The following is a 23,151-nucleotide window of genomic DNA, read 5'->3' on the forward strand; positions in this document are numbered from 1 at the left end:
CGCCCGCGGGCGCCCCGGCACCCCTGCCGGGCCCGGCCCGCCCGCGGGCGCCCCGGCACCCCTGCCGGGCCCGGCCCGCCCGCGGGCGCCCCGGCACCCCTGCCGGGCCCGGCCCGCCCGCGGGCGCCCCGGCGCCGCTCCCGGAGCCGTCCCGCCCCGCTCGCCTCCATCTCGCCCGTATCTGTGGCAAGTTGGGAGCCGGAACCGGGACGGCGAGGGTCGCCCGCGGAGAAGACCGGGGGAGAGCGGTGTGGGTCCAGCGCTTCAGCACGGAGGAGGTGCCGGAGCGGGAGCGGTTCGGGTTCTGGCATGACGCGATGGCGACGGCGCTGATTCCCACCGTGATGGGGAGCGAGCACGCCGACGCGTTCCGGGCGGAGGCGCGTGTCGTGGACCTGGGAGCCGTGCAGGTGACGGCTCTGCGGTATCCGCCGCTGGTCACCCGCCGGACGCGGCGGCTGATCAGCAGGGCCGACCCCGGCTACTACCAGGTGTCGCTCACCCTCAGCGGCGAGATGGCCATCTCGCAGGCGGGCCGGGACACCGCGTTCCGGGCGGGGGACCTGATGGTCTACGACTCGTCGCTGCCCTTCGTGGGCGTCACCCGCCACGCCACGGGCCGCCTCGACCACATCGTGGCCCAGTTCCCGAAGGAGCTGCTGCCGCTGCCCACCCGGGAGGCGGAGCGGATCGTGGCCCTGCGGATGGACGGGGGGAGCGGGTTCGGAGGGCTGCTCGCCGGGTTCCTGACGACGCTCGCCGCCGATCCGGGGGCCTTCCGCCCCGAGGACGGGCCGCGCCTGACGACCGTGCTGACGGACCTGCTCGCGGGGGCCGCCGCGGCACGGCTCGACGCGGAGGCGGCCCCCACGCCGGAGAGCCGGCGCCGGGCCTTGTTCCTGCGCACCCAGGACTTCGTCCGCGGCCGCCTCTCCGATCCGGACCTCACGCCGGGGGCCGTCGCCGCCGCCCACCACATCTCGGTGCGCTACCTGCACCGGCTCTACCAGGACGAGGGCCTCACCGTCGGCACGTGGATCCGTGACCTGCGGCTGGCCGGCGCGGCCCGGGACCTCGCGGACCCGGCCCTGCGCCGCACCCCCGTCCACGCCGTGGCGGTCCGCTGGGGGTTCCGGCACCCCGCGGCCTTCAGCCGGGCCTTCCGCGCGGCCCACGGCCGCAGTCCCAGCGAGCACCGCGAGTGCGCGCAGCGTCAATGAGCCGTGCGCCGTGGGCCAAAGACAGCGGCGAGGACCCCGCCCGACACTGTTCGGACGCGCGGGCCCGTCGCACGGGGGCTCAAGGGACGGTCCGCCGCACGGGTGCCCCCGTGGGCCGCGCCCCGGCCCACGGGGACGGGCACCCTCGCTCCGCCCGGCCACCGCCGTCGCGCCGCGGTGGCCGGGCCGGGAGTGCCCGCGGGCCCGCCCCGGCCGGCTCCGTACCGCTCACTCCCTGACGCGCAGCAGGACCGTCGAACGGGCGCCGACCGTGATCGTCCCGCCGCCCTCGTGGCGGGTGCCCGGGGGACGGGACTGGTCCGTGCGCGCGGTGTCCACGACGAGTTCGTACGTCGCCGCCCACGGCGGGCCCGGGAGGCGGAACTCCAGGGGGCGGGGGCCCGCGTGGAGGACGGCGAGGAAGCTGTCGTCGGTGATCCGCTCGCCGCGCTCGTCCCGGCCCGGGATGTCACGGCCCGACAGGTAGAGGCCGAGCGTCGCGGTGGGCGCGTACCAGTCGCCCTCCGTCATCTCGGTGCCCTCGGCGGTGAACCAGGCCAGGTCCCGCAGCCCGTCCGCGCGCTGCGGCCGGCCGGAGAAGAAGGCCCTGCGCCGCAGCACCGGGTGGCGGTGGCGCAGCGCGAGCAGCCGGCGGGTCAGGGCGAGGAGCTGCGCCCGGCCCGGGTCCTCCGGCAGGGACCAGTCGAGCCAGCCGATCTCGTTGTCCTGGCAGTACGCGTTGTTGTTGCCGCCCTGGGTGCGGCCCGTCTCGTCGCCGGCGACGAGCATCGGCACCCCGGTGGACAGCAGCAGGGTGGTGAGCAGGTTGCGCTGCTGGCGCAGCCGCAGGGCGTTGATCCCGGGGTCGTCGGTCTCGCCCTCGGTGCCGCAGTTCCAGGACCGGTTGTCGTGGGTGCCGTCACGGTTGCCCTCGCCGTTGGCCTCGTTGTGCTTGCGCTCGTACGTGACGAGGTCGCGGAGGGTGAAGCCGTCGTGCGCGGTGACGAAGTTGACGGAGGCGTACGGCCGCCGCCCGCCCCAGGCGTACAGGTCGCTGGAGCCGGAGAGCCGGTAGCCGAGGTCCCGTACGTCGGGCAGCGCGCCCCGCCAGAAGTCCCGTACGGCGTCCCGGTAGCGGTCGTTCCACTCGGTCCACAGCGGCGGGAACGCGCCGACCTGGTAGCCGCCGTTGCCGACGTCCCAGGGCTCGGCGATGAGCTTGACCCGGCGGAGCACCGGGTCCTGGGCGATCACCGCGAGGAACGGCGACAGCATGTCGACGTCGTGCATGGAGCGGGCGAGGGCCGCCGCCAGGTCGAAGCGGAAGCCGTCGACGCCCATCTCCGTCACCCAGTACCGCAGCGAGTCGGTGATGAGCCGCAGCACCTGGGGTTGCACGACGTGCAGGGTGTTGCCGCAGCCCGTGTAGTCCGCGTACCGGCGGGCGTCGGACTGGAGCCGGTAGTAGCCGCGGTTGTCGATGCCCTTCAGGGAGAGGGTGGGGCCGAGCTCGCCCGCCTCCGCGGTGTGGTTGTAGACGACGTCGAGGATGACCTCGATGCCCGCCGCGTGCAGCGCCCGCACCATGCGCTTGAACTCGCCGACCTGCTGCCCCGTCGTCCCGGACGAGGAGTAGCCCGCGTGCGGGGCGAAGTAGCCGAGCGAGTTGTAGCCCCAGTAGTTCCGCAGCCCGCGCCGCAGCAGGTGGTCCTCGTGCGCGAACTGGTGGACGGGCAGCAGCTCGACCGCCGTCACCCCGAGCCCGGTGAGGTACTCGACGGCCGCCGGGTGCGCGAGCCCCGCGTACGTGCCCCGCAGGTGCTCGGGGATGCCGGGGTGGAGCCGGGTGAAGCCCTTGACGTGCACCTCGTAGATGACCGAGTCCTGCCAGGGCGTCTTGGGCCTGCGGTCGTCCGACCAGTCGTCGTCGTCGTGGACGACGACCCCCTTCGGGACGTACGGGGCGGAGTCCCGCTCGTCGCGGACGGTGTCGGCCACGTGCTGCTGCGGCCAGTCCCTGACGTGTCCGTACGCCTCCGGGGGCAGCGCGGCGAAGTCGCCGTCGACGGCCCGCGCGTACGGGTCGAGGAGCAGCTTCGCCGGGTTCCACCGGGCCCCCGTCCACGGGTCCCAGCGGCCGTGCACCCGGTAGCCGTACCGCTGCCCGGGTCCGACGCCCGGCACGAAGCCGTGCCGGATCTCGTGGGTCAGCTCCGGCAGCGGAAGCCGCGTCTCCGTCCCGTCCTCGTCGAACAGGCACAGCTCCACGGCCTCCGCGCCGCCCGCCCACAGGGCGAAGTTGGTTCCCGTCACCCCGCCCGGTCCGACCCGGCAGCGTGCGCCGAGCGGCGTCGGCGCACCCGGCCACACGGGTGGTCCGGTCCGCCCCAGGGCATGCTCGTGTACCGCCTTCTGCTCGGCTGCGCTCGACACCGTCCCGGCCTCCCACGGCTCGTCGGGCCCACACCCACGGGAGCGGCGGCGTCCCGGCCGCCGCTCCCGCGCGTCGTTCTCCCCCTGTTCTGCCCGGACGGCCGTACTCCCAACATGACCCGTACGGACGTTTCCCCTGGAGGGTGGCCGTCGTTGGGCCGAGCGTGAATCGAGTATGGAAGCGGACGAGGTACGCCCTGGCGGTGGCGGGACTGGTCGCCGGCCTCGCGGGCTGCACAGGCGTGGACGGCGGACCAGGCATCGACGTCTCCCTGCCGGGCAAGGCACGGGCCCCCGGCGACGTCATCCGGGTGAGCCCGGAGGACGGCAGCAGGGGGGTGTCGGCCGAGGGGCCGGTCGAGGTGAGGGTCGACAGCGGCCGCCTCGAACGGGTGACGGTCGTCCAGGTCGAGGACGCCCAGCGGACCCGGGTCGCCGGGAGGATCTCCGCGGACGGGCTGAGCTGGCGGCCCGAGGCCGACACCCGGCTCGAGCTGTCCGCGAAGTACAGCGTGGACGCGGTCGCGCTCGACGCGCACGGGCGCCGCTCGGCCCGGCACACCACCTTCACCACCGTGGTGCCGGAGAGCCGCTTCATCGGGTACTTCAAGCCGGAGAACCGGTCCACGGTCGGCACCGGCATGATCGTCTCCTTCGGCTTCAACCGGCCCATCGAGAACCGGGCCGAGGTCGAGCGGGCCATCCGCGTCACCTCCGTGCCCCCGGTGGAGGTGGTCGGCCACTGGTTCGGCAAGGAGCGGCTCGACTTCCGCCCCGCCACGTACTGGCGGCCGGGCACCAGGGTCACCGTCGAACTCGGCCTGCGGGACGTCGAGGGGGCGCCGGGCGTGTACGGCATCCAGCGCAAGACGGTCGGCTTCACCATCGGCCGCTCCCAGGTCTCCCTGGTCGACGCCGCCGCGCACACCATGGAGGTCCGCAGGGACGGCGAGGTCCTCGCCACCGTGCCGATCACCGCGGGCGCGCCGAAGACCACCACGTACAACGGGAAGATGGTCGTCACGGAGCTGTACGACGTGACGCGGATGGACGGGCGGACCGTCGGCTTCGGCGGCGAGTACGACATCAAGGACGTGCCGCACGCCATGCGCCTCACCGACTCGGGCACCTTCCTGCACGGCAACTACTGGGCCTCGGCCTCCACCTTCGGATCCGCCAACGTCAGCCACGGCTGCGTGGGGCTGCGCGACGACAAGGGCGGCAGCGCCGACTCGCCCGCCGGCTGGTTCTTCGACCGGACGCTCGTCGGCGACGTGGTGGAGGTGGTCAACTCCCGCGACCGCCAGGTCGCTCCCGACAACGGCCTCGGCGGCTGGAACCTGGACTGGAAGCAGTGGCGGGAGGGGTCCGCGCTGAACTGAGCGACGGCCCCGCGCCCCGCAACGGCACCTATCACGCCGACTGGGACTGAACGGTGACATGCACGAGGAACTTTCGTGTCCTTCGGTGTGATTATCTAGCGCTGTGTGCGCGGATGGATGCGCACGGGGGTGGGGCCGTGGCGGTTGCCAGGCCGTGCGAGGGGAGAAGACCAAGTGAACGGGCAGCCGATATCGGGGGCATCGGTAAGGACGACGGGCCGGCGCCGGCGCGGGGGCGTCCGTCTGCAGGCCCTGGCGGCGGGAGCGCTGCTCCTGGTGCTCACCGCCTGCGGCGGCGGTGAGACCGGCGGCGGTACGGGAGGCCAGGGACCGGCCGCGCAGGGCGGCGGCAAGCAGGACAACGCCGCCTCCCAGGCGGTCGTGACGATCCTTCCGAAGGACGGTGCCGACGCGGTCGCCACCAGCGGCGCCCTCAAGGTCACCGCGACCCAGGGCAAGCTGACCACGGTCACGGTCGCCGACTCCAAGGGCACCGAGGTCGAGGGCAAGATCGCGGCGGACGGCGCCAGCTGGACGCCCACCGCCCACCTGGCCGCGGGCACCCAGTACAAGGTCCACGCCATCGCGAAGGACGGCGAGGGCCGCGAGTCGGCGAAGGACATCACCTTCACCACGCTCGTACCGAAGAACACCTTCATCGGCCACTACACGCCGGAGGACGGCTCGACCGTCGGCGTCGGCATGCCGGTGTCCATCAACTTCACCCGGGGCATCACCGACCCGGACGCCGTGGAGAAGGCCATCAAGGTGACGGCCGAGCCGGCCGTGCAGATCGAGGGCCACTGGTTCGGCAACGACCGCCTCGACTTCCGCCCGGAGAAGTACTGGGCCGCCGGCACCAAGGTGACCGTGCACCTCAACCTGGACGGCGTCGAGGGCCGCCCGGGCGTCTACGGCAAGCAGAAGAAGACGATCACCTTCACCATCGGCCGCCGTCAGGTCTCCACCGTCGACGCGAGCGCCAAGACCATGAAGGTCGAGCGCGACGGCGCCATCATCAAGACCCTGCCGATCACCGCCGGCGCCCCGTCCACGACCACGTACAACGGTCAGATGGTCATCAGCGAGAAGTACAAGGTGACGCGCATGAACGGCGCCACCGTCGGCTTCGGCGGCGAGTACGACATCAAGGACGTGCCGCACGCGATGCGCCTGTCCAACTCGGGCACGTTCGTGCACGGCAACTACTGGGCCTCCTCGTCCACCTTCGGCTCCACGAACGTCAGCCACGGCTGCGTCGGCCTCGAGGACGCCCGCGGCGCGGGCGACAGCTCGACCCCGGCGGCCTGGTTCTACGACCGCTCGCTCATCGGCGACGTCGTCATCGTGAAGAACTCCAAGGACAAGCAGATCAAGCCGGAGAACGGCCTGAACGGCTGGAACATGGACTGGTCGGAGTGGATCGCCTAGGCGATCCCGTCCTGAGCGACCGACGAGGGACCCGGTGCTGTGAGCAACAGCACCGGGTCCCTCCGCGTTAACGCCGACTAACCTTCCCCCATGACTGTGAACCTCGAAGTCGCCGAAGGCGTCGGCACGATCCGCCTCGACCGCCCCCCGATGAACGCCCTGGACATCGCCGTCCAGGACCGACTGCGCGAGCTGGCCCAGGAGCTGACCGACCGCGACGACGTGCGGGCCGTGGTCCTCTACGGCGGCGAGAAGGTGTTCGCGGCCGGCGCGGACATCAAGGAGATGCAGGTCATGGACCACGTGGCCATGGTCAAGCGGTCGCGGGCGCTCCAGGACGCCTTCACCGCCATCGCCCGCATCCCCAAGCCCGTCGTGGCCGCGATCACCGGTTACGCGCTCGGCGGCGGCTGCGAGCTCGCCCTCTGCGCCGACTACCGGATCGCCGCCGACAACGCGAAGCTGGGCCAGCCGGAGATCCTGCTCGGCCTGATCCCGGGCGCGGGCGGCACCCAGCGCCTGTCACGGCTGATCGGCCCGTCCCGGGCCAAGGACCTCATCTTCACCGGCCGGATGGTGAAGGCGGACGAGGCGCTGGCGCTCGGCCTGGTCGACCGCGTCGTCCCGGCCGCCGAGGTCTACGAGCAGGCGCACGCCTGGGCCGCCAAGCTGGCGCAGGGCCCGGCGGTCGCGCTGCGGGCCGCGAAGGAGGCGATCGACCAGGGTCTGGAGGCCGACATCGACACCGGCCTGGCCATCGAGCGCACCTGGTTCGCGGGCCTGTTCGCGACCGAGGACCGCGAGCGCGGGATGCGCAGCTTCGTCGAGGAGGGCCCGGGCAAGGCGAAGTTCGCCTGACAGGCGACCGACGGGTCGCCACGCGGGTGATCCGGCGGGGGCCGATTCCACCGGAACGGCCCCCGCGGAGGCCTCCGTACGGCCATGATGGGGGGCATGGCGGGCCTGGAGGGTAGGGAACAACCTTGGCAGCGCGGCAGCGCCGCCGCCGCGCGGTGGTCACCGGCCGCGGATGACGAACAGGCCGCCGACGCAGTGGAGTTGTACGGCAACCCGGCCGAGGAGGACGTGCGGCTGCCGTCCCGCCCCGAATCGGCGTGGGTGGCCCGCAGGCTCACCAAGGACGTGGTCCTGCGTCAGTGGGGCCTCGGCCCGCAGATCGCCGAGCACGCGGTGCTCCTGGTCTCGGAACTCGTGGGGAACGCGGTCCGGCACACCGGCGCCCGGGTCTTCGCCCTGCGGCTCCAGCGGCGCCGCGGCTGGATCCGGGTCGAGGTCCGCGACCCCTCGCGCGGCCTGCCCTGCCTGATGCCGGTGCACGAGCTCGACACGAGCGGCCGCGGGCTCTTCCTCGTCGACAAGCTCTCGGACCGCTGGGGCGTGGACCTGGCGCCGCGCGGCAAGACGACCTGGTTCGAGATGCGGGTCGCGGACCGCCCCTGAGGCCGTCCGGACCCGGGCCCGCCCGGCCCCGGACGCACGGAAGCCCCCGTGTGCCGTGGTGGGGCGCCTGGGGGCTTCCGTGTGATGCGCCGTGGACGGGGGGGTGTATCCACGGCAGCCATGTCGACCTGGCCCGGGTCAATGGGGGTCGGTGACTCCGACTATGTCAGACAGGTGGCCCGGTCGCCAAAAGTCCCTACCGGGGCAAGGCTGGTCAAAACCGGACAGTTTAATAGTGAATCGTTGGTGACGTGTAGCACTCACCTTCTAAATGGTGAATGGCTATGCGGTTCACCGGTTGTTTGCCGGGGCGGTCCGCATGCTGGACGGCGCTGCGAGGGCGGCAAACGTCCTGAATTGGCCTAATCGTAATAAACCGGGCGAAAGTCGCCTTGAATGGTCGCGTGAAGCCGACCGACCGCCGAGGAGCCCTCCGGACCGGCGCGGCCGCCGCCGTCGCCGGAGCACTCGCCACCGCCTGCGGTCCGGAACCCCGCCCCGCGTCCACCCCCGCCGCCGCGCGCCGCCCGGCCCCCGCCCCCGCCGTCGCCCCCGCGCCCCGCCGCTACCCCGGCCGGCCCGACGAGATCGCGCACGGCCCCCGCGACCGGCCCCGCGTCGCCCTCACCTTCCACGGCCAGGGCGACCCCGCCCTCGCCCGCACCCTCCTCGGCCAGGCCGAGAAGGCGGGCGCCCGCGTCACCGTCCTCGCCGTCGGCAGCTGGCTCGACGACCACCCCGACCTCGCCCGCCGCGTCCTCGACGGCGGCCACGACCTCGGCAACCACACCCAGCACCACCTCGACGTCAACGCCATGACCGAGACCGAGGCCCACGCCGAGATCGAGGCCTGCGCCACCCGGCTCCGCCGGCTCACCGGCTCCATCGGCAGCTGGTTCCGCCCCTCCCGCACCCCGCACGCCGCCCCAGCCGTCCTGCGCGCCGCCCGCCGCGCCGGATACCCGCACGTCCTCTCCTACGACGTCGACTCCCTCGACTTCACCTCGCCCGGCGCCCCCGCCGTCGTCCGCAACGTCACCGGAGCCGTACGGGCCGGCTCGGTCGTCAGCCTGCACTTCGGCTACCCGGACACCGCCACCGCGCTGCCCCTCCTCCTCGCCGACCTCGACCGCCGCGGACTGCGCGCGGTCACCACCACGGAGCTGCTGACCTGATGGCCCACCACACGACGAGAACCAGGACCCTCATCGCCGCCGCCCTCCTGGCCGCCCTCGCCGGCTGCGGCACCGCCGACCCGGGCGGCGGCTCCGCGGCCGTACGGAAGGCGAACGCCCCCGCCGTGCCCAAACCGGCCGCCGCCCCCGCCGGACTCCCCGGCATGCCGCCCCCGCTCGACCCCACCGACGTCTACGCGGCCGACCGGCCCAACCGGCTCTCGCCGGTGGTAAGGAACTTCCCCTCCCGCGTCTACGTCCCCAACACCAACTCCAACACCGTCTCGGTCATCGACCCCGCCACCTACAAGGTCGTCGAGACCATCCCGGTCGGCGTCCAGCCCCAGCACGTCGTCCCGTCCTGGGACCTCAAGACCCTCTGGGTCAACAACAACCGGGGCCACACCCTCACCCCCATCGACCCCGCCACCGGAATCGCCGGCAAGCCCGTCGAGGTCCACGACCCCTACAACCTCTACTTCACGCCCGACGGCAAGTACGCCGTCGTCATGGCCTCCCTCGACCGCGAACTCGTCTTCCGCGACCCGCACACCATGGAGCGGCGCAAGACCGTCCCGGTCAGCTGCTACGGCGTCAACCACGCCGACTTCTCCGCCGACGGCCGCTACTTCGTCGTCTCCTGCGAGTTCTCCGGCGAACTCCTCAAGGTCGACACCGAGAAGATGGAGGTGATCGGCCGGCTGAAACTGCCCTTCGAGGGCGCCATGCCCCAGGACGTGAAGATCTCCCCGGACGGCGGGACCTTCTACGTCGCCGACATGATGGCCCACGGCATGTGGGTCCTCGACGGCGACAAGTTCACCACCCCCACCCTGCTCCCCACCGGCAAGGGCTGCCACGGCCTCTACATCAGCCGGGACTCGCGCGAGATGTACGTGCCCAACCGCGGCGAGGGCTCCGTCTCCGTCTTCGACTTCGCCAAGGACAAGCTCACCAAGAAGTGGTGGCTCCCCGACGGCGGCTCACCCGACATGGGCGGCGTCTCCGCCGACGGCAAGGTCCTCTGGCTCTCCGGCCGCTACGACTCCGAGGTCTACGCCATCGACACCACCACCGGCCGGCAGCTCGCCCGCATCCCCGTCGGCAGCGGCCCCCACGGCCTCGCCGTCTACCCCCAGCCCGGCCGCTACTCCCTCGGCCACACCGGGATCTTCCGCTAGGGCCTGTCCGACGGTCAGCCCGCGACCAGCAGCGCCTCCGACGCCACCGGGCGGTAGCCGGCCGCCTGGAACGCCCGGACACTGCGGGCGTTGCCCGGGGACTGCTGGGCCCACACCACCTCGCCGGGCGTGAGGTGGCGCGCGGCCGTCGCCAGGGCGCGGCCCAGGCCCCGGTGGCGTACCGCCTCGTCCACCTCGATCGCGGCCTCCCAGCGGCCCGCGACGCCCCGGCCCAGGATCAGCACCCCGCCGTCGGCCGCCCACACCCGGACCTCGTCGCGGAACTTCAGGGCCCGCGCCACCCGGGGGTGCTCCGGGTCCTCGATCTCACGGAGCTCCAGCGGCGGAGCGCCGGGCAGGCGGTCGGCCACCGTCAGCAGGTCGACCGTGTTCATGTGCAGCCCGGTGCGGGCCATCAGGGCGACCAGGAAGTGCGGGTTCATGCTGGCCGCGAGCGGGTCGCTCGACGTGGCCGCCAGCTCGGCCCGCACCCACGCCGGGTCGGCGTCCGTGAAGACCACCGAATGGGCGGTGAAGGCGAGGACCCCCGCGTCCCGCGGGCTCGGCTGCGGCACCACCGTCGTCGAACCGTCCGGGGGCGGGAACCGCCCGTGTGCCGCGTCCGCCAGTATCCGTGCCACCTCGCTCATACCCCCATCATCCGGCAGGGGCGGGCCAGCTAATCTGACCCCGTCAGATAAGCACCGAGAAGAGGCGGAAGCAGTGGCGGACATCGAGTCGGCACGCACGGCATTCAACCAGTTCGACGCGGACGGCGACGGCTTCATCACCGCCGCGGAGTACAAGAGCCTGATGGCGCGGCACGGCGACTTCAACGTCACCGAGACGGTCGCCGAGGTCCTCATCAAGCAGCGGGACGACAACGGCGACGGCGTCCTGTCCTGGGACGAGTTCTGGGCGCACTACAGCAAGGCCTGACCCGCCCGCCCGGGCGGGCGGCGCAACGCTGAGTTGCCGCCCGCCCGGGGCTCGGTGACGATCGTCCGGTGACGCTTCCCGGACCTTTCGGCACCCCGAGCCGTCTGACGGCGGCGGTCGCCGCCGCGGTCGCCGTCCTCGCCGTCGCGCTGCTCGGCGCCGGACTCGCGCAGACCGGCACCGGCGAGCTGCGGATACCCGCCGCCGGCACCACCTCGCTGCTGAGGCTCCTCGTCCTCGCCGGCCTGGCCGTCCACGTCGGCGAACTCGCGGGCCGCCGCGCAGCAGGCGCGGGACCGCTGCCCCCGAGCCGTGCCGTGCCCGCCGCGCTGCTCGCCGCGGCCTCCTCCGCCGGGCTGCTGCTGCTCTTCACGGCCGTCAGCGGCCTGAGCCCCACCGTCGTGTACGGGCTCCGCGAGGGCCGCCTGCTGCTCGTCACCGCCAACGCCTTCGCCCTCGCCGCCTTCTGCGCCGCCTCCCGGCGCCCCGGCCTCGCCGTCCTGCCGCTCGCCGTCGCCGTCGGGGCCGAGGCGATGCGCGCCCACCCCGAGGCACGCCTCCAGGCCCTCGGGGTCTCGCTGACCGTCGTCCACCTCACGGCCGCCTCCCTGTGGACGGGCACGCTCCTGTACGTGCTCCGCACCGTGCGGCTGCGCCGCGGCGGCCGGGACGCGCTGGTCCGCTACGCCCGGATGGCCGCCTGGGTCTACGCGGCGCTCGTGGTCACCGGAACCGTCTCCACGCTCCGCCGGCTGCCCCTGGACGCCGTCCTGACCACCGCCTACGGCCGGCTCCTCCTGGTGAAACTGGTGCTCTTCGGCGGCGCCAGCCTCCTGGCCCTCGCCGCCCGCGGCCGCATGCTCTCCGGCGGCGACGCCGAGGCGCCCGCGCGCGTGGAGCTGTCCGTCCTGCTGGCGATCGTGGTCGTCTCGGTCCTCCTCACCGTCGTCCCGGACCCGCACGGGTTCGCGCACTGAGCGGACCCGACGGGAGACGCGAAGCGGCCGGCCCCCGGAGCTCCCGGGGCCGGCCGCTTCGGGGTAAACGGTTCAGCACTCGATGATGTTCACCGCGAGACCGCCGCGGGCGGTCTCCTTGTACTTGACGCTCATGTCGGCGCCGGTCTCCTTCATCGTCTTGATGACCTTGTCGAGGGAGACCAGGTGGCTGCCGTCGCCGCGCATCGACATCTTGGCGGCCGTGACGGCCTTGACCGACGCCATGCCGTTCCGCTCGATGCAGGGGATCTGGACCAGACCGCCGACCGGGTCGCAGGTCAGGCCCAGGTTGTGCTCCATGCCGATCTCGGCCGCGTTCTCCACCTGGGCCGGGCTGCCGCCGAGGACCTCGGCGAGCGCGCCGGCCGCCATCGAGCAGGCCGAGCCGACCTCGCCCTGGCAGCCGACCTCGGCGCCGGAGATCGAGGCGTTCTCCTTGAAGAGCATGCCGACCGCGCCGGCCGCGAGGAGGAAGCGGACGACGCCGTCCTCGTCCGCGCCCGGGACGAAGTTCATGTAGTAGTGCAGGACCGCCGGGATGATGCCGGCCGCGCCGTTCGTCGGGGCGGTGACCACCCGGCCGCCCGCCGCGTTCTCCTCGTTCACGGCCATCGCGTAGAGGGTGATCCACTCCATGGCGTGTGCCTTCGGGTCGCCCTCGGAGCGCAGGTTGCGGGCCAGGGTGGAGGCGCGGCGGCGGACCTTCAGGCCGCCGGGCAGGATGCCCTCGCGGGCCATGCCGCGCGCGACGCAGGCCTGCATGACCCGCCAGATCTCCAGGAGGCCCCCGCGGATCTCGTCCTCGGTGCGCCAGGCCTTCTCGTTCTCCAGCATCAGCGAGGAGATCGACAGACCGGTCTCCTTCGCCAGGCGGAGCAGCTCGTCGCCGGTGCGGAAGGGGTACTTCAGGACGGTGTCGTCGGGGACGATCGGGTTCTCGCCCTTGACGGCGTCCTCGTCGACGACGAAGCCGCCGCCGACGGAGTAGTACGTCTTCTCCAGGACGAGGCCGCCCTCGGCGTCGTACGCGAAGACGGTCATGCCGTTGGCGTGGTACGGGAGCGCCTTGCGGCGGTGCAGGATCAGGTCGGCGTCGAAGTCGAAGGGGATCTCGTGGGCGCCGAGCAGGTTGATCCGGCCGCTCGCCTTGATCCGCTCGAACTCGTCGTCGGCGGTCTCGACGTTCACCGTGCGCGGCGAGCTGCCCTCCAGCCCCAGCAGGACCGCCTTCGGGGTGCCGTGGCCGTGGCCGGTCGCGCCGAGCGAGCCGTACAGCTCCGCTCGTATGCGCGCCGTGTGGGCGAGCAGGCCCTCGTTCTTCAGCCGGCGGGCGAACATCCTGGCAGCCCTCATGGGGCCCACCGTGTGGGAGCTCGACGGACCGATGCCGATCGAGAACAGGTCGAAGACCGAGATGGCCACGGGAGGACTCCTTGTGGGGGCTAGACGCCGTTGTCTGCCGGGGTGGAGCAGAAAAGCGCGAAGAAGGGCTGAGCATGGGCCGGGGCACCGCGCTCACTGTCCAGTGTGCGCGGTGCCCCGGAGCCATCGTACGAACGAAACCGGAACTAAATCGTACGAAATTACTTCAGGCCGGGGTACAGCGGGTGCTTGTCGGCCAGCGCGGTCACCCGGGCCTTGAGGGCCGCGGCCTTGTCGGCGTCGAAGCCCGGCTTCAGGGTCTCCGCGATGACGTCGGCGACCTCGGCGAAGTCGTCCGCCTGGAAGCCGCGGGTCGCGAGCGCCGGCGTACCGATGCGCAGACCCGAGGTGACCATCGGCGGGCGCGGGTCGTTCGGAACGGCGTTCCGGTTGACCGTGATGCCGACCTCGTGGAGACGGTCCTCGGCCTGCTGGCCGTCGAGCTCGGAGTCACGCAGGTCCACCAGGACCAGGTGCACGTCCGTGCCGCCGGACAGGACCGAGACGCCGTGGGCGGTGACGTCGTCCTGGACCAGGCGCTCGGCGAGGGCGCGGGCGCCGTCCAGGGTGCGCTGCTGGCGCTCCTTGAACTCCTCCGAGGCCGCGACCTTGAAGGAGACGGCCTTGGCCGCGATCACGTGCTCCAGCGGGCCCCCCTGGAAACCGGGGAAGACCGAGGAGTTCAGCTTCTTCGCGAACTCCTTCTTCGCCAGGATGATGCCGCCGCGGGGGCCGCCGAGCGTCTTGTGCGTGGTGGAGGTCACCACGTCCGCGTACTCGACCGGGTTCGGGTGCAGACCGGCGGCGACCAGGCCCGCGAAGTGGGCCATGTCGACCCACAGGTAGGCCTCGACCTCGTCGGCGATCCGGCGGAACTCCGCGAAGTCCAGCTGGCGCGGGTAGGCGGACCAGCCCGCGATGATGACCTTCGGGCGGTGCTCCTTGGCGAGGCGCTCGACCTCGGCCATGTCGACCAGGCCGGCCTCGTCCACGTGGTACGCGACCACGTTGAACTGCTTGCCCGAGAAGTTCAGGCGCATGCCGTGGGTCAGGTGACCGCCGTGCGCCAGGTCCAGACCCAGGATCGTGTCGCCCGGCTGGGCGATCGCGAAGAGGGCGGCCTGGTTCGCGGAGGCGCCGGAGTGCGGCTGGACGTTGGCGTACTCGGCGCCGAACAGGTCCTTGAGCCGGTCGATCGCGATCTGCTCGGCCACGTCGACGTGCTCGCAGCCGCCGTAGTAGCGGCGGCCCGGGTAGCCCTCGGCGTACTTGTTGGTGAGGACGGAGCCCTGGGCCTCCATGACCGCGACCGGAGCGAAGTTCTCCGACGCGATCATCTCGAGGGTGGACTGCTGACGGCGGAGCTCGGCGTCGACGGCGGCGGCGACGTCGGGGTCGAGCTCGTGGAGGGGAGTGTTCAGAAGCGACATGAATCGATCCCTAGGGGGTCTCGGTTAGCCGGCGGTGAAGGCGGTGTACTCGTCGGCGGAGAGCAGGTCCTTCGGCTCGTCCGCGAGGCGCACCTTGAACAGCCAGCCGCCCTCGAACGGGGCGGAGTTCACCAGCGACGGGTCGTCGACGACGTCCTGGTTCGCCTCGACGACCTCGCCGGTCACCGGCGAGTACAGCTCGCTGACGGACTTGGTCGACTCCAGCTCGCCACATTCCTCGCCCGCGGTCACGGTGCTGCCGACCTCGGGGAGCTGGACGTACACGATGTCGCCGAGCGCGTTCGCAGCGTGCTCGGTGATGCCGACGGTCGCGACGCCGTCAACGGCGTCCGTCAGCCACTCGTGCTCCTTGCTGTAGCGAAGCTGCTGGGGGTTGCTCATGGCCTGATTCTCCTGGATCGGGGGAGTACTGATGTACGTGGGTCTTGCGGGGTGAGACGCCGGGTGAGACGAATGCGTCACTTCTGGCGCTTGTAGAACGGCAGCGCCACGACCTCGTAGGGCTCGTGGGTGCCGCGGATGTCCACACCTACACCCGCGGTGCCGGGCGCGGCGTGCGCCGCGTCGACGTACGCGATGGCGATCGGCTTGCCGAGGGTCGGGGACGGCGCGCCCGAGGTGATCTCACCGACGACCTCACCGCCGGCGACGACCTGGAAGCCGGCGCGCGGGACGCGGCGGCCCTCGGCGACCAGACCGACGAGCTTGCGCGGCGGGGCGGTCTCGGCGCGCTCGGCGGCGGCCTCCAGCGCCTTGCGGCCGACGAAGTCGCCGGGCTTCTCGAACTTCACGACCCGGCCGAGGCCCGCGTCGAAGGGGGTGAGGGCGGTGGTCAGCTCGTGGCCGTACAGCGGCATGCCCGCCTCCAGGCGGAGCGTGTCACGGCAGGACAGGCCGCAGGGGACCAGGCCGACGCCCGCGCCCGCCTCGGTCAGCGTCGTCCAGACGCCCTCCGCGTGCTCCGGCTTCAGGAACAGCTCGAAGCCGTCCTCGCCGGTGTAGCCGGTACGGGCGATCAGCGCGGGCACCCCCGCGACCGTGCCCGGCAGGCCGGCGTAGTACTTCAGGCCGTCCAGGTCGGCGTCGGTGATCGACTTCAGGATGCCGGGGGACTCCGGGCCCTGGACCGCGATCAGGGCGTACGCGTCGCGGTCGTCGCGGACCTCGGCGTCGAAGCCCTCCGAGCGGGCCACGAGCGCGTCCAGGACGATCTGCGCGTTGGAGGCGTTGGCGACGACCATGTACTCCGTCTCGCCCAGGCGGTAGACGATCAGGTCGTCGAGGATGCCGCCGTCCTCCTGGCAGATCATCGTGTAGCGCGCGCGGCCGTTGCCCACCGTGGAGATGTTGCCGACCAGGGCGTAGTCCAGCAGGTCGACGGCCTGCGGGCCGGTGACCGTGATCTCGCCCATGTGGGAGAGGTCGAAGAGGCCGGCCCTGGTGCGGACGGCGTTGTGCTCGTCGCGCTCGCTGGTGTACCGCAGCGGCATGTCCCAGCCCGCGAAGTCGGTCATGGTCGCGCCCAGCGAACGATGCAGGGCATCGAGGGCGGTCAGACGGGGGGCAGTGCTCATGGGGTGGCTCCCGGGTCCCAAGGGCGTGATCGGTGACGAAACACATGACGGGCGAGGACGTCCTCCCCATCTGTCATGGAACCTGAGAGGTTCACCGAGAGCATCTCGTCACCGAGAGATCGGCTTGCACCTTGGGTGGGGACACAGCAGGGTGTCCCGCTTTTCAGATCTGCCTCATCCGCGCGGTACGGGGCCTGAGAGATTCAAGGGAGGGTCTTGCTCCTTCGGCGTCCGGACGCGTTCGGCTGTCCGGAACTCTCCCGCGCGGATTCGAGCGGCCGGTATGCGATTGTGTGGCGACTGTGCGCGCCTGGCGGGCACATCATTGCACGCGGTGTCGGCGGGGCAAATCGCTTGTGTCTCATTACCGTTTCTTTACACTTTGTGGGCAAGGGTCTCCTCAGGTCTCCTGAGACCCGACAGGGGGAGCGCGATGAGGACCGAGCACACCGGGGCGTACGCGACGAGCACCGGCATACCGGCCCAGCGGGCCCGCGCGAGGACGCGCGGCCGGGGCCGGCTGCTGCGGGACCTCCGCGAGCGCGGCGGCCGCGGTCCGCGCGCCCTCGTCTTCGCCGCCGGCGACCTCGTGGTCGTCTCCGGGCTGCCCGGCAGCGGCAAGTCCACCCTCATGAAGCGCGCCGCCGACGGCCACGGCATCGACTCCCAGGACGCCCGCGAGCGCTGGGAGCTCCGCATGCCCCGCCTCCTGCCGTACGCCGTCTACCGCCCCCTCGTGCGCCTCGCGCACTACGCCGGGCTCCGCCGCGCCCTGCGCTCCGGCGCGAGCGTGATCGTCCACGACTGCGGCACCCAGTCCTGGGTGCGCGGCTGGCTCGCCCGCGAGGCCCGCCGCCGGGGCCGCGCCCTGCACCTGCTGCTCCTCGACGTCACCCCGGACACCGCCAGGGCCGGCCAGGACGCCCGCGGCCGCGGCGTCTCCGCCTACGCCTTCGCCCGCCACCGGCGGGCCGTCGGCCGGCTGCTGCGGGCCGCCGAGTCCGGCAGCCTCCCGCCCGGCTGCGCCTCCGCCACCCTCCTCGACCGCGCCGCCACCGACACCCTCCGCCGCATCTCCTTCCGCGACACCGCCTGACGGCCCCGGGAGCCGCCGCCAGGGCCCGGGCGGGGGTGTCGTGGGGTCCTGCGCGGGGGTGCGCAAGCGTGCAGTGGGAGCCCGCGCGGGCGTGCCGTGGGATCCCGCGCGGGCGTGCCGTGGGGTTCAGGGCGAGGGTGCGCGGGGTGTCGTGGGGTCCCCGCGCGGGGGTGCACGGGGTGTCGTGGGGTTCCGGCGCCGGGCCCGTACCCTTCCCTTTTGGCCACGGCGGCGCCGGGGCGGCGTTAGGGTGCTGCCGGGCGGCCGGTACGGCAGGCCGTGCGAGAAGGGGAAACGCGACCGTGGACGTGACGTGGCCGGGCAACGAGCTCGAAGAGGTCCTTGCCGCCTCACTCGGCAACCCCGCGGCGGGCGGCCGGCTCGTCGAGGTGCTGGGCCGCAGCCGGTTCTGGGTGCCCCTGCCGAACGGCGGCGGCCCCGACAGCCCCGACCTGGACCTCCCCACCATGGAGATCGACGGCGCGGCCTACGTCCCCGTCTTCAGCTCCGAGCAGCAGCTCCTCGCCTGTGTCGGCGACCACATGTCCTTCGCCGTCGCCCCCGCCCGTGACTTCGCCCGCGGCCTCCCCCCGCAGCTCGGCATCGCCGTGAACCCCGGCGGCACCGCCGGAGTCCCGCTGCCGCCGCCGGCCGTCGCCGAACTCTGCCGCGTCGGCCGGACCCCGCTCGACGGGCCCGCCACCGGCGGCCGCGTCCGGCTGTTCGAGCCCGACTGGCAGGACGACCCCGTCGACTTCCTCGCCGCCGCCTCCGCCGAGTTCGAGGCCACCGGCATCGTCACCACCGCCCGCCGTGCGCTCGCCAGCGTCGAGGGCACGGAACCGGCCCTCTTCATCGGCGTCCAGCTCACCCAATGGGAGGGCGCCGACCGGAACGCGCCCCTGGACGCCCTCGGCCGCGCCCTCGGCCGGGTCGAGGTCGCCTGGCCCGTCAACCTGATCCTGCTCGACATGGCGCAGGACCCGGTCGGCGACTGGATGCTGGAGCGGGTGCGCCCGTTCTACCAGCGCGCCGCCGTGTGAGCGACCCGCTGTTTAAGCTGAACTGACCGGTGAGCCGATCCGAATCGGCAGCGGCACCGAAGCCGCGCGGACATGGTGGACGGAAGAGGGGCGGGGACCCATGGTGAGCGCGTCAGGCACCGCTGCGGCCGGCGAGGTCGAGCGCATGCTGCGCGAGGTGGCACCCGGACGCTACGACGCGTACGAGCAGCTGCTGCACGCCCTCGCCGACGGCGAACTCCGGATGCTGCTCTGGCACGGCTCGCCCGGCTCGCCCGACGCCCAGTACGGGAACATGGAGGTCGACGGCTTCGGCTACGCGCCCTGCGTCACCTCCCCCCAGGAACTCGCAGCCTCCGGCTGGAACCGCGCCCACGAGCTCGTCACCGGCCGTGAGATCGCCCGCGCCCTCTACCCCGACCGCTGGGGCGTCTGGCTGAATCCGCACGCCCCGGGCGGCGGTGTCGGCATCCCCTGGGCCGACCTCCGCCGCATCGCCACCGGTCTCGACCGGATGCCCGCGGGACCGCTGCGCCTCTCCGAGCCCTCCCTGGAGATCCCGCAGTTCTACGCCCTGCTCACGCAGAACGCGCACCGCACCCCGGCCGTCCGCGCGCTGCGCCGCGGCTGGGTGCAGCCCGCGCTGGGCTCCCCGTACCTCGCCATCGGCCTCGACCTGTACGACACCTCCCCGGCGGCCGTCGACACGGTCCGGACGATGATGCGCCAGACGATCGGCTCCGTGCCCGACGGGCTGCCCGTCTCCACGGTCGCCCTCTCCGACGCGTACGACCCGGTGGCCCTCTGGCTGCGCGCGAACGCGCGTCCGTTCTACGACCGCGAGGCGCACGCGGGCCGCGGTTCCGCACCCGCCCCGGGGTACGGATACCCGCCGCCGATGCCGTCCGGATACTGAGACGCCACGCTTCTCTCCCTACGCCCCACAGGCCCCACGGGGCCTCGGCGGAGCCCTTCGTTCGCCCCAATTGAGGAGCTCAAACGCCCTGTTGGGCGACATGCCCGATTGTGGGGAAGAGGACCCGAGATGGTCCGCTCACGTGATCACGACGTCCGGATAACGGAAGTCGCAGCACCGCATCACGTTTGAGCAAACATTCCTCGTCAGGGCTGGCGGGTGATCGCAAGCGCATTGAAGACTCCCCGGAACACCGGGCGTTCCGCTCCTTTCGAGCAGATGCCCAGCAGGTTGTTCCACCGAGCCGCTACCCGCGGCGGGCAAGGGCCGGCTACCGGCGGCCGAGAGGGGTCCTCACCACGATGACGGCACCACTGCACGAGACGAGTGCGGGCGAGGCGACCGCCACCGTCGACGGCGCGCCCGACGCTTCCGGCACCCCGGACGGACCCGGCAAGCCCGCCAAGGCGATCGAGGGCCGCTCGCCCTGGCAGATCGCCTGGACCCGCCTCAAGCGGGACAAACTCGCCCTCGCCGGCGCCTTCGTCGTCGTGTTCCTGGTCCTGGTCGCGATCTTCGCCCCGGTCATCGTCGGCCTCCTCGGCCACCCGCCGGACGAGTTCCACGAGGACCAGATCGACCCGCTGTTCGGCACGCCGATCGGCTCCTGGGGCGGTGTCAGCTCCGACTTCCTCTTCGGCGTCGAGCCCGTCAACGGCCGTGACGTCTTCAGCCGCATCGTCTACGGTGCCCGGATCTCGCTGCTCGTCGCCTTCCTGGCGGCGGTCTTCGCGGTCGCCCTCGGCACCGTCCTCGGCATCATCGCCGGCTACTTCGGCGGCTGGGTCGACGCGGCGCTGAGCCGGGTCATGGACGTCATGCTCGCCTTCCCGCAGCTGCTCTTCACGATCGCCCTGGTCTCGGTCCTGCCGAACCAGCTCCTCGGCCTCGACGGCTCGGGCGTCCGCATCGCCGCCCTGGTGCTCGTGATCGGCTTCTTCGGCTGGCCGTACGTGGGACGCATCGTCCGCGGCCAGACCCTCTCGCTGCGCAACCGCGAGTACGTCGAGGCCGCCCAGAGCCTGGGCGCCGGCCGCCTCTACATCCTGCGCCGCGAGCTGCTGCCCAACCTGATCGCCCCGATCACGGTCTACGCGACCCTGATGATTCCGACCAACATCCTCACCGAAGCGGCGCTCAGCTTCCTCGGCGCGGGCGTGAAGCCTCCCACCGCTTCCTGGGGGCAGATGCTGTCGACGGCCATCACCACCTACGAAGCGGACCCCCTCTTCATGGTGATCCCCGGCCTCGCGATCTTCATCACCGTCCTGGCGTTCAACCTCTTCGGCGACGGCGTGCGTGACGCGCTCGACCCGAAGGGCTCCCGCTGACCGTTCGCCGACGACACGCAAGACCCGCCCCTGCCGCTGGCGACAGGAGGCCCATCCCAATCGGCGGACCGCCGTAACGGCCGCCACTATCCCGGAGGTTGTTGGACCCATGCTGAAGAGCTCTCAGCGCAGAATCGCCGCGGGCGCGCTGCTTGCCGCGGCCACCATGGTCGCCGCCACGGCTTGTGGCGGCGGTGCCAAGTCCGGCGACGGCGGCAACGGCAAGGCGGGCGCGGCCGGCTTCAACGCCGCCGTGAACAAGGTCGCCAGCCCCTCCACCAAGAAGGGCGGCGAGCTGAAGTTCATCGGCTCGCAGGAGGCCGACTCCTGGGACCCGCAGCGCGGTTACTACGGCTTCGTGTGGGACTTCCAGCGCTACTACACGCGCCAGCTGGTCACCTTCAAGGCCGAGCCGGGCTCCGCCTCCACCGAGCTGGTCCCCGACCTCGCCACCGACGCCGGCAAGATCTCGGCCGACGGCCTCACCTACACCTTCACGCTGAAGGACGGGGTGACCTGGGAGGACGGCAAGCCGATCACCTCCAAGGACATCAAGTACGGCATCGAGCGCGTGTGGGCCCAGGACGTCATCTCCGGCGGCCCGATCTACCTCCAGCAGGTCCTCGACCCCAAGGGCGAGTACAAGGGTCCCTACAAGGACACCTCCGCGGACAAGCTCGGCCTGAAGGCCATCGAGACCCCGGACGACAAGACCATCATCTTCAAGCTGCCGGTCGCCAACGGCGACTTCCTGCAGATGCTGGCCATGCCCGCCGCCTCCCCGGTCCGCCAGGACAAGGACACCAAGGCCAAGTACGGCCTGAACGTGTTCTCCTCCGGCCCGTACAAGTGGCAGTCGTACACGCCGAACAAGTCCATGAAGCTGGTCCGCAACGACAAGTGGGACCCGAAGACGGACAACGTCCGCAAGGCGCTTCCGGACACCATCAGCGTCACGTTCACCACGAACGCCGACGACATGGACAACCGCCTGATCGAGGGCGAGTACGACCTCGACATCAACGCGACCGGTGTCGGTGCCTCCGCCCGCCAGAAGGTGCTCCAGCAGCACAAGGAGAACGCGGACAACCCGCAGACCGGCTTCATCCGCTACGCGGTCTTCCCGCAGACGGTCATCCCCAACATCGAGTGCCGCAAGGCGATCATCTACGCCGCCGACTCGAAGTCCCTGCAGACCGCCCGTGGCGGCCCGCAGGCCGGTGGCGACATCGCCTCCAACATGCTTCCGCCGGGGCTGAAGGGCGCCGACCCGAAGGCCGACCCGTACGGCAAGCTCGGTGGCGCCCCGGACCTGGTCAAGGCCAAGGAGGCGCTCGCGAAGTGCGGCAAGCCGAACGGCTTCAAGACCACGATCGCGGTCCGCAACAACAAGAAGATCGAGATCGCGACCGCCGAGTCCCTCCAGCAGTCGCTGAAGGCCGTCGGCATCGAGGCCGAGATCGACCAGTTCGACGGCGCCCAGACCTCCGGCATCATCGGTTCGCCGAAGGTCGTCAAGGACAAGGGCTACGGCATCATCATCATGGGCTGGGGCGCCGACTTCCCCACCGGCCAGGGCTTCCTGCAGCCGCTGGTCGACGGCCGCTTCATCCTGCAGAGCGGTAACAACAACTTCTCGGAGCTGAACGACAAGGCCGTCAACGGTCTGTTCGACCAGGCCCTGAAGGAGACCGACCCCGACAAGGCCGGCGAGCTCTACAAGCAGATCAACACGAAGGTGTCGGAGGCCGCGGTCTACCTGCCCTTCACCCACGAGAAGAACATCATCTGGCGCAGCGACCGGCTGACCAACGTCTACACCGCGGACGCCTACAACGGCCGCTACGACTACGCGTCGCTCGGCGTCGTCAAGTAATCCGACCCGCTCCACCGGCGCACCACCCGCCGCCAGGTCCGAAGGGCAGGTGATGGCCGTGGGCGGCGGGCGGGGGGCCCCCGCGGGGGCCCCCGCCCCCCCCCCGCCCCCCCCCGGGGGGGGGAAAATAAACCCCGGCACATCGCCGGCGGCGGGTTAGAGGCCGCCCGGAACCGCGGGTCA

20 protein-coding genes and 2 riboswitches are annotated in these 23,151 nt (G+C 72.0%); of the genes, 14 read left to right on the forward strand and 6 right to left on the reverse strand.

Annotated elements, in window-relative coordinates; all coding sequences use genetic code 11:
- The first annotated feature begins 248 nt into the window (after nt 1-248).
- A complete protein-coding gene (locus tag AC067A_RS02480) occupies nt 249-1,220 on the forward strand; it encodes an AraC family transcriptional regulator (RefSeq protein ID WP_478613410.1) in 972 nt (323 codons plus the stop codon).
- Between the two features lie 228 nt (nt 1,221-1,448).
- On the opposite strand, the gene glgX is transcribed toward AC067A_RS02480, so the two are convergent.
- Entirely contained in the window at nt 1,449-3,653 is a 2,205-nt protein-coding gene (glgX, locus tag AC067A_RS02485) for a glycogen debranching protein GlgX (RefSeq protein WP_478613413.1), read from the reverse strand.
- 203 nt (nt 3,654-3,856) lie between these two features.
- Between glgX and AC067A_RS02490 the strand changes: the two genes are divergently transcribed.
- The 6 genes from AC067A_RS02490 to AC067A_RS02515 all read left to right on the forward strand — a co-directional run bounded on the left by AC067A_RS02490 (nt 3,857) and on the right by AC067A_RS02515 (nt 10,283).
- Nucleotides 3,857-5,035 (forward strand): L,D-transpeptidase, encoded by a 1,179-nt coding sequence (locus AC067A_RS02490; protein WP_478613416.1) that lies wholly within the window; start codon nt 3,857-3,859, stop codon nt 5,033-5,035.
- 174 nt (nt 5,036-5,209) lie between these two features.
- Entirely contained in the window at nt 5,210-6,466 is a 1,257-nt protein-coding gene (locus AC067A_RS02495; RefSeq protein ID WP_478613418.1) for a L,D-transpeptidase, read from the forward strand.
- Nucleotides 6,467-6,556: 90 nt separating this feature from the next.
- Nucleotides 6,557-7,324, forward strand: a complete 768-nt coding sequence (locus AC067A_RS02500) for an enoyl-CoA hydratase/isomerase family protein (protein WP_478613421.1) — start codon at nt 6,557-6,559, stop codon at nt 7,322-7,324.
- Between the two features lie 96 nt (nt 7,325-7,420).
- Nucleotides 7,421-7,927: an ATP-binding protein gene (locus AC067A_RS02505; protein ID WP_478613424.1), complete on the forward strand. Its 507-nt coding sequence runs from the start codon at nt 7,421-7,423 to the stop codon at nt 7,925-7,927.
- Between the two features lie 404 nt (nt 7,928-8,331).
- Complete coding sequence (locus tag AC067A_RS02510) at nt 8,332-9,102, forward strand: polysaccharide deacetylase family protein (RefSeq protein ID WP_478613427.1); 771 nt, start codon at nt 8,332-8,334, stop codon at nt 9,100-9,102.
- The gene (locus AC067A_RS02515; RefSeq protein ID WP_478613430.1) at nt 9,102-10,283 is read left to right on the forward strand and encodes a YncE family protein; all 1,182 of its coding nucleotides are present in this window, start codon (nt 9,102-9,104) and stop codon (nt 10,281-10,283) included. Before AC067A_RS02510 ends, AC067A_RS02515 begins: the two co-directional genes overlap by 1 nt.
- Before the next feature lie 14 nt (nt 10,284-10,297).
- Here AC067A_RS02515 and AC067A_RS02520 read toward each other — a convergent pair whose 3' ends face one another.
- On the reverse strand, nt 10,298-10,933 hold the full coding sequence (locus AC067A_RS02520; protein ID WP_478613432.1) for a GNAT family protein: 636 nt from the start codon (nt 10,931-10,933) through the stop codon (nt 10,298-10,300).
- A gap of 73 nt (nt 10,934-11,006) precedes the next feature.
- Between AC067A_RS02520 and AC067A_RS02525 the strand changes: the two genes are divergently transcribed.
- A complete protein-coding gene (locus AC067A_RS02525; RefSeq protein ID WP_017236050.1) occupies nt 11,007-11,222 on the forward strand; it encodes an EF-hand domain-containing protein in 216 nt (71 codons plus the stop codon).
- Nucleotides 11,223-11,290: 68 nt separating this feature from the next.
- Nucleotides 11,291-12,199: a CopD family protein gene (locus tag AC067A_RS02530; RefSeq protein WP_478613435.1), complete on the forward strand. Its 909-nt coding sequence runs from the start codon at nt 11,291-11,293 to the stop codon at nt 12,197-12,199.
- 72 nt (nt 12,200-12,271) lie between these two features.
- On the opposite strand, the gene AC067A_RS02535 is transcribed toward AC067A_RS02530, so the two are convergent.
- From AC067A_RS02535 to gcvT, 4 genes are all read right to left on the reverse strand, one after another.
- Complete coding sequence (locus tag AC067A_RS02535; protein ID WP_478613438.1) at nt 12,272-13,642, reverse strand: L-serine ammonia-lyase; 1,371 nt, start codon at nt 13,640-13,642, stop codon at nt 12,272-12,274.
- A gap of 161 nt (nt 13,643-13,803) precedes the next feature.
- Nucleotides 13,804-15,072: a serine hydroxymethyltransferase gene (gene glyA / locus AC067A_RS02540; protein ID WP_478613440.1), complete on the reverse strand. Its 1,269-nt coding sequence runs from the start codon at nt 15,070-15,072 to the stop codon at nt 13,804-13,806.
- 24 nt (nt 15,073-15,096) lie between these two features.
- Entirely contained in the window at nt 15,097-15,474 is a 378-nt protein-coding gene (gcvH, locus tag AC067A_RS02545) for a glycine cleavage system protein GcvH (protein ID WP_362561969.1), read from the reverse strand.
- A gap of 77 nt (nt 15,475-15,551) precedes the next feature.
- On the reverse strand, nt 15,552-16,667 hold the full coding sequence (gene gcvT, locus AC067A_RS02550; RefSeq protein WP_478613445.1) for a glycine cleavage system aminomethyltransferase GcvT: 1,116 nt from the start codon (nt 16,665-16,667) through the stop codon (nt 15,552-15,554).
- 60 nt (nt 16,668-16,727) lie between these two features.
- A riboswitch (glycine riboswitch) is annotated at nt 16,728-16,839 on the reverse strand.
- 1 nt (nt 16,840) lies between these two features.
- Nucleotides 16,841-16,940, reverse strand: a riboswitch (glycine riboswitch).
- Nucleotides 16,941-17,100: 160 nt separating this feature from the next.
- Here gcvT and AC067A_RS02555 point away from each other — a divergent pair.
- From AC067A_RS02555 to AC067A_RS02575, 5 genes are all read left to right on the forward strand, one after another.
- The gene (locus AC067A_RS02555) at nt 17,101-17,763 is read left to right on the forward strand and encodes an AAA family ATPase (protein WP_478613448.1); all 663 of its coding nucleotides are present in this window, start codon (nt 17,101-17,103) and stop codon (nt 17,761-17,763) included.
- Nucleotides 17,764-18,065: 302 nt separating this feature from the next.
- Nucleotides 18,066-18,806 carry an enhanced serine sensitivity protein SseB gene (locus AC067A_RS02560; RefSeq protein WP_478613451.1) on the forward strand — a complete coding sequence of 247 codons (741 nt, stop codon included), beginning with the start codon at nt 18,066-18,068 and terminating at the stop codon, nt 18,804-18,806.
- Between the two features lie 103 nt (nt 18,807-18,909).
- Nucleotides 18,910-19,701, forward strand: coding sequence for an enhanced serine sensitivity protein SseB C-terminal domain-containing protein (locus AC067A_RS02565; protein WP_478613519.1), 792 nt, complete (start codon nt 18,910-18,912; stop codon nt 19,699-19,701).
- Between the two features lie 362 nt (nt 19,702-20,063).
- Nucleotides 20,064-21,092 carry an ABC transporter permease gene (locus tag AC067A_RS02570; protein WP_478613454.1) on the forward strand — a complete coding sequence of 343 codons (1,029 nt, stop codon included), beginning with the start codon at nt 20,064-20,066 and terminating at the stop codon, nt 21,090-21,092.
- Between the two features lie 109 nt (nt 21,093-21,201).
- On the forward strand, nt 21,202-22,968 hold the full coding sequence (locus AC067A_RS02575) for an ABC transporter substrate-binding protein (protein WP_478613457.1): 1,767 nt from the start codon (nt 21,202-21,204) through the stop codon (nt 22,966-22,968).
- Nucleotides 22,969-23,151: the final 183 nt, after the last annotated feature.

This window comes from Streptomyces sp. NPDC043176, assembly GCF_056436715.1.